This window comes from Actimicrobium sp. GrIS 1.19, assembly GCF_035984655.1.
GTDB lineage: Bacteria > Pseudomonadota > Gammaproteobacteria > Burkholderiales > Burkholderiaceae_D > Actimicrobium.
This window is the reverse complement of record NZ_JAXCHT010000068.1, coordinates 1-3851: the sequence shown is the minus strand read 5'-3', so window position 1 is coordinate 3851 and position 3851 is coordinate 1. Positions and strand designations below refer to the sequence as shown.

Annotated in this window: 4 protein-coding genes; 3 read left to right on the top strand and 1 reads right to left on the bottom strand. The window is 56.6% G+C overall.

Annotated features, from left to right (window positions below; translation table 11 throughout):
- Positions 1-122 precede the first annotated feature (122 nt).
- A complete protein-coding gene (locus tag RCH09_RS19445) occupies positions 123-623 on the top strand; it encodes a hypothetical protein (RefSeq protein ID WP_326942795.1) in 501 nt (166 codons plus the stop codon).
- A 430-nt stretch (positions 624-1053) separates the two neighbouring features.
- Here RCH09_RS19445 and RCH09_RS19440 read toward each other — a convergent pair whose 3' ends face one another.
- Positions 1054-2073 carry an IS110 family transposase gene (locus RCH09_RS19440; RefSeq protein WP_326942794.1) on the bottom strand — a complete coding sequence of 340 codons (1020 nt, stop codon included), beginning with the start codon at positions 2071-2073 and terminating at the stop codon, positions 1054-1056.
- A 307-nt stretch (positions 2074-2380) separates the two neighbouring features.
- Between RCH09_RS19440 and RCH09_RS19435 the strand changes: the two genes are divergently transcribed.
- Positions 2381-3001: a hypothetical protein gene (locus RCH09_RS19435; protein WP_326942793.1), complete on the top strand. Its 621-nt coding sequence runs from the start codon at positions 2381-2383 to the stop codon at positions 2999-3001.
- A 36-nt stretch (positions 3002-3037) separates the two neighbouring features.
- Positions 3038-3772, top strand: a complete 735-nt coding sequence (locus RCH09_RS19430) for a hypothetical protein (protein WP_326942792.1) — start codon at positions 3038-3040, stop codon at positions 3770-3772.
- The last annotated feature ends 79 nt before the right edge of the window (positions 3773-3851 follow it).

Genomic DNA, 3851 nt, shown 5'->3' with positions numbered 1-3851 from the left:
GAAGCGACGTGCAAGAGGTTTTGTGTGCGCAGTAGGAATCCCCGTCCTTTGCGCGCAAGCGCCAGCCGTCAGGCTGAGGGCGGGGTGGATGTCAAATTGGCACTACCCCCAACAGCAACGCATTGACCAGTGATACATCGGATGATGTCGCGAATGCCGGAACGGGATGGGGTATCGGTGCTTCCTTCTCCAGGCTTTTCGGCGCCGGCAATGCGGCGCAAGATGTGGCACTTCAGCCCGCGCAATATGCGATTGGGAAAACCGTCCACGATCTTGCAGCGAAGTCCAACCAGCAAACGAACCGTTTGGGACCGGAAGCGCAAAACGCCATCGACGGCCTGCGCAGTGGCAATGCGATTTTCAAGTACGGCGCTGCCACCGAAGTTGACTTGCACGCGGTGGCAAACGGCAAGCGCGGCGCCAGCCCTGCGGAGCAACAGGGTGCTCAATATTTCCTCGACCACCCAGCCTTGCTGGATCAGCTGATGGCTTGCCGCGGAAGTTTTTCGATGGGCGATCTGACCCGTATTTCGGGCATGGGGTGGAGCACTGGCACTGGCAGCAGCCCGGCGCCGTCGGCGGCAGAAATAGTGGTGGGCCTCAAGACCGGATCTGCAGCGTGAGACGACGGCAATGTAGCCGACAAGGGCGATCTGCAAGCAATTGTCGACGGAAAGCGTTCCGCGACGCAGTCTGAACTTGACGCTGCCACCTGGCTGCTGAAGCCTGAAAACGCAGACGCGCTTGCCAAGCTGGTGGGACCGGACGGAAGCGGGACGTACATGGACGCCCCCGGCTTGCCAAGCTTTCAATCAGCGATGACGTGAAGGTAAAGATTGCATCCGTACATTCGGACTTCATTCGCGGCATTTACCGCTGTCCCTGATGGAATATGCTGGTCGGCGCCTCAATCGCTTACACGCACTCGAAGTGCTCCGTCCAGCAAGGGCTTTGCCAACCACGGTCTTACCTGTCTGCCATCACTTCATGATTGCCCGAGCAATCTGTGGAGATATTTCCTATGCCATCGAGTTGCCTACAAGCGCAAATCGCTTATGCAACTGCGTAATCCGACCGGTACTGCCTTCCGTGCGCCAACAGTGCCCAGACGATGCGGGCATTTTTATTTGCCAAGGCTACTGTTGCCACATTCTGGTGGCGCCGTGCCAATAGCGATGGCAACCATCCTCTACGATCAGGTTTGCCCTGCACATGACGGATGACCGCTCTTGCACCGTGGACGAGTAAGGTCCGAAGGTGGCAGTCGCCTCGCTTGCTGATACCAAGTAATGTCGATTTACCGCCTGTGGAGTGCTGCCGGGGTACCAACCCAAGCCATGCAGCCAGTTGCCTGCCGTTCTTGAAATTACGTGCATCGCCAACCGTAGCCACCAGTGCGCTTGCCGTGATCGGGCCGATGCCTGGCACTTTCTCCAGCCTGCAGCTCAAGTCGCTCGACCGGTGCCATGCCTTGATCTGCAGTTCCAGTTCACCAACGTGGCGATCGAGCTCTTTCAAATGGTCCATCATGCGCGCGACGAGTTGGCGAAATGATCCGGGCAGGTGTGCAGCCTCTTCGAGTAAGGCCGGGACACGTGAGGCGATGTTGGCAATGCCAATCGGAATGATCAACCCGAAGTCACTTAAGAGACCACGGATCTGGTTTGCTTGCGCAGTACGCGCTTTCACAAATCCTTGCCTGACGCGGTGCAACGACAAGACTGCCTGCTGCTCGACATTCTTGATCGGCACGAACCGCATGTTGGGCCGGCTAACGGCTTCGCAGATTGCCTCGGCATCGGCTGCGTCATTCTTGTTCGTCTTCACATACGGCTTGACGAACTGGGGAGCAATCAGCCGAGCAGTGTGACCAAACTCCTCGAACTTGCGGGCCCAATGATGTGCACTGCCACACGCTTCCATACCGATCAAGCACGGCTCCAGTTTGGCGAAGAACACCGGTAACTGTTCGCGCTTGATCTGTTTCTTCAACACCGTCTTGCCATGTGAATCAACACCATGCACTTGGAAGACAGCCTTTGCCAAATCAATGCCGATTGTCGTAATCTTCATGGTGACGCCCCTCTCGGTTAGGTGGTTAATCGCACTTCCACTTTGGCACAACTGATGCCGTTTCGGGTGGGGGGCGTCCATCCCATTGCTTACGAAGGAAGACATTACCAACCTGAAGAATACTTTCCGAAATTCACCGTCGTCATCGTCAACCATGCCGCCAATGTGGGGAGCTGATGTCCCTCACACGGATACTACCCCGGTACCGGCACCGGCCACGGACACTACCCCGGCTCCGTCAAATGCGTCCTATCCGTATGGCCAAGGCGCGCCTGATGCGATCGCCGGTGTGCGCAGCGGCGATGCATTGTTCGACAATGGCGATGTGGCCGATCTAGGTGATTTGCAAGCGCTGACTGCGGACGGTAATCCGCGACACGCCACGGACGCAGAGAAAGCTGGTGCCGCCTTTTTGCTCAGCGACGCTGGCAAGTCCGCGTTGCAGGAGCTGCTGCATGACGGGAAGAACACCTTCACGATGGAAGAGCTTGGCAACCTGTCAGACAAGGCTGGTCCAACGTCATCGACCGCGCCACCGCCGACGACCACGTCTGCGCAAGCATTGTCGGGGCTGCTTGGCGGCAGCGCAATGTGGGATAGCGGTGACACGGCGGACAAGAACGACGTGGAAGCCATTGCGAACGGTACCCGCAAGGCCTCGGCCGCAGAGGTCGCCGGTGCAAAGTGGCTGACGGATCCGAATAATAAGCGCTACCTGTACGACCTCACGGGAGCCGACGGGGCGTTCTCGAAGGATGAACTCGCCTCTCTGCGCAATAAAATCCTGTCCGGACCAGCGACCGCGCAAGCACTGGACGACGCGGCGAAGGTTCTGAATGGGAACTGCTCGGCGTTGTTTTGGGGTGACGACAAGGCGAACAAGCAAGAATTGCTGAATCTGGCCAACGGAGGAACGGCAAACAAATAAGGGTCCTCTGCTCCAGCGGAACAGGCAGCAGCCGACTTGGTTTATAAGAATCCCGATGTGCAGGAATATCTCAGCGGCGCTTTTGACGTCGATGATTTACAAAATTCGATCAGGTATGCAAAATACAAGGCCACAGCGACGAAGACCGACGCTGCCAATACCTTGGGGGATTCCTGCACCGCGCTGTGGGGAGAGAATAGTGATACGGCCAGCCTTGCTGATTTAAAGAAACTGGCTAACCGCGGGTCAATGAACGACACCGATCCACTGCCTGAGGAAGTCGCCGCAGCGAAAATGCTGGACGACGACCCGGATGCACTGAAAAAGCTCGATCCCGACGGCGATGGGAAATTCAGTAAGGACGACATGAAGAAACTGCCTAACGCGGCTACCCACGTCGAGATTCCGGACACCACCAAACCGACTGCAGATCAAGCCACTAACGTGGCCTTGGCCAAGGCAGCGTTGTCCCAAAACTGGTCAAAAATATGGATAACAGACGAAGTGGATTCACCATACTTGAAGGGGATGGCGGAAGGCAAGTTCCCGGCAAGGGCAAAGTTGACCGACGAGGAGAAGACGCAGTATGCAAATGCGGCCAAAACCCTTGTCGACGATGACCGAGCCAAGGCCTATCTGGGCATCAAACTTTCGAATGGCACATTTACCAAGGCGCAGCTGGATGCCGCTGCCGACGGTACAACGTATGCTTCTACGGCAAAACTATCGGATGTCGTGGGTACCCTGGGCCCTAACCTGAATGTTTCATGAATCGACATTTCGGCAGGAGTTTTCATCGTCATCGCAACAACTATGGAGTTGAAGAAATATCAGTAGAAACTCGCCCTAC